The sequence below is a fragment of the Streptomyces sp. NPDC001709 genome (genome assembly GCF_053596375.1).
Genome location: NZ_JBSFGB010000116.1, coordinates 1,703 through 4,912 on the forward strand (window position 1 = coordinate 1,703; position 3,210 = coordinate 4,912).

Consider the following 3,210-nt stretch of genomic DNA (forward strand, 5'->3'; position numbering starts at 1 on the left):
CTTGTTTGGTTCGGGGTGATGGGTGGCTGGTCGTTGTTTGAGAACTGCACAGTGGACGCGAGCATCTGTGGCCAAGTTTTTAAGGGCGCACGGTGGATGCCTTGGCACCAGGAACCGATGAAGGACGTGGGAGGCCGCGATAGTCCCCGGGGAGTCGTCAACCAGGCTTTGATCCGGGGGTTTCCGAATGGGGAAACCCGGCAGTCGTCATGGGCTGTCACCCGCTGCTGAACACATAGGCAGTGTGGAGGGAACGAGGGGAAGTGAAACATCTCAGTACCCTCAGGAAGAGAAAACAACCGTGATTCCGGGAGTAGTGGCGAGCGAAACCGGATGAGGCCAAACCGTATGCGTGTGAGACCCGGCAGGGGTTGCGCATGCGGGGTTGTGGGATCTCTCTTCTGTCGTCTGCCGGCGGCAGGACGAGTCAGAAACCGTTGATGTAGGCGAAGGACATGCGAAAGGTCCGGCGTAGAGGGTAAGACCCCCGTAGTCGAAACGTCAGCGGCTCGTTTGAGAGACACCCAAGTAGCACGGGGCCCGAGAAATCCCGTGTGAATCTGGCGGGACCACCCGCTAAGCCTAAATATTCCCTGGTGACCGATAGCGGATAGTACCGTGAGGGAATGGTGAAAAGTACCCCGGGAGGGGAGTGAAATAGTACCTGAAACCGTGTGCCTACAAGCCGTGGGAGCGTCGGATGCAGCTTGCTGCATCTCGTGACTGCGTGCCTTTTGAAGAATGAGCCTGCGAGTTTGCGGTGTGTTGCGAGGTTAACCCGGGTGGGGAAGCCGTAGCGAAAGCGAGTCCGAATAGGGCGATTCAGTAGCACGCTCAAGACCCGAAGCGGAGTGATCTAGCCATGGGCAGGTTGAAGCGGAGGTAAGACTTCGTGGAGGACCGAACCCACCAGGGTTGAAAACCTGGGGGATGACCTGTGGTTAGGGGTGAAAGGCCAATCAAACTCCGTGATAGCTGGTTCTCCCCGAAATGCATTTAGGTGCAGCGTCGTGTGTTTCTTGCCGGAGGTAGAGCACTGGATAGGCGATGGGCCCTACCGGGTTACTGACCTTAGCCAAACTCCGAATGCCGGTAAGTGAGAGCGCGGCAGTGAGACTGTGGGGGATAAGCTCCATGGTCGAGAGGGAAACAGCCCAGAGCATCGACTAAGGCCCCTAAGCGTACGCTAAGTGGGAAAGGATGTGGAGTCGCACAGACAACCAGGAGGTTGGCTTAGAAGCAGCCACCCTTGAAAGAGTGCGTAATAGCTCACTGGTCTAGTGATTCCGCGCCGACAATGTAGCGGGGCTCAAGCGTACCGCCGAAGTCGTGTCATTGCAGTGTAAGCCCCAACGGGTGCTGTGATGGGTAGGGGAGCGTCGTCTGCCGGGTGAAGCGGCACTGGAAGGTAGTCGTGGACGGTTGACGAGTGAGAATGCAGGCATGAGTAGCGATTCACACGTGAGAAACGTGTGCGCCGATTGACTAAGGGTTCCTGGGTCAAGCTGATCTGCCCAGGGTAAGTCGGGACCTAAGGCGAGGCCGACAGGCGTAGTCGATGGATAACCGGTTGATATTCCGGTACCCGCTGTGAAGCGTCAAACATCGAGCATCGTGATGCTAAGGCCGTGAAGCCGTTCCGGACCCTTCGGGGAAAGGAAAGTGGTGGAGCCGCCGAACCAAGCGGTTAGTAGGTGAGTGATGGGGTGACGCAGGAAGGTAGTCCATCCCGGGCGGTGGTTGTCCCGGGGTAAGGGTGTAGGACGCAAGGTAGGTAAATCCGCCTTGCACATAGTCTGAGACCTGATGCCGAGCCGATTGTGGCGAAGTGGATGATCCTATGCTGTCGAGAAAAGCCTCTAGCGAGTTTCATGGCGGCCCGTACCCTAAACCGACTCAGGTGGTCAGGTAGAGAATACCGAGGCGTTCGGGTGAACTATGGTTAAGGAACTCGGCAAAATGCCCCCGTAACTTCGGGAGAAGGGGGGCCAGCTCTGGTGAGAGGACTTGCTCCTCGAGCTGGGGGTGGCCGCAGAGACCAGCGAGAAGCGACTGTTTACTAAAAACACAGGTCCGTGCGAAGCCGTAAGGCGATGTATACGGACTGACGCCTGCCCGGTGCTGGAACGTTAAGGGGACCGGTTAGCTCCATTTCGGTGGGGCGAAGCTGAGAACTTAAGCGCCAGTAAACGGCGGTGGTAACTATAACCATCCTAAGGTAGCGAAATTCCTTGTCGGGTAAGTTCCGACCTGCACGAATGGCGTAACGACTTCTCGACTGTCTCAACCATAGGCCCGGTGAAATTGCACTACGAGTAAAGATGCTCGTTTCGCGCAGCAGGACGGAAAGACCCCGGGACCTTTACTACAGTTTGATATTGGTGTTCGGTTCGGCTTGTGTAGGATAGCTGGGAGACTTTGAAGCAGGCACGCCAGTGTTTGTGGAGTCGTCGTTGAAATACCAGTCTGGTCGTGCTGGATGTCTAACCTGGGTCCGTGATCCGGATCAGGGACAGTGTCTGATGGGTAGTTTAACTGGGGCGGTTGCCTCCTAAAGGGTAACGGAGGCGCCCAAAGGTTCCCTCAGCCTGGTTGGCAATCAGGTGTTGAGTGTAAGTGCACAAGGGAGCTTGACTGTGAGACCGACGGGTCGAGCAGGGACGAAAGTCGGGACTAGTGATCCGGCGGTGGCTTGTGGAAGCGCCGTCGCTCAACGGATAAAAGGTACCCCGGGGATAACAGGCTGATCTTCCCCAAGAGTCCATATCGACGGGATGGTTTGGCACCTCGATGTCGGCTCGTCGCATCCTGGGGCTGGAGTCGGTCCCAAGGGTTGGGCTGTTCGCCCATTAAAGCGGTACGCGAGCTGGGTTTAGAACGTCGTGAGACAGTTCGGTCCCTATCCGCTGTGCGCGTAGGAGTCTTGAGAAGGGCTGTCCCTAGTACGAGAGGACCGGGACGGACGAACCTCTGGTGTGCCAGTTGTTCTGCCAAGGGCATGGCTGGTTGGCTACGTTCGGGAGGGATAACCGCTGAAAGCATCTAAGCGGGAAGCCTGCTTCGAGATGAGGACTCCCACCCACTTGATGGGGTAAGGCTCCCAGTAGACGACTGGGTTGATAGGCCGGATCTGGAAGCCAGGTAACTGGTGGAGGTGACCGGTACTAATAGGCCGAGGGCTTGTCCTCAGTTGCTCGCGTCCACTGTGTT

General features: G+C 57.1%; 1 rRNA gene. It reads left to right on the forward strand.

From position 1 onward, the window contains the following. Positions 1-69: 69 nt before the first annotated feature. Positions 70-3,188: ribosomal RNA gene (locus tag ACWC0C_RS47960) — 23S ribosomal RNA — on the forward strand. The last annotated feature ends 22 nt before the right edge of the window (positions 3,189-3,210 follow it).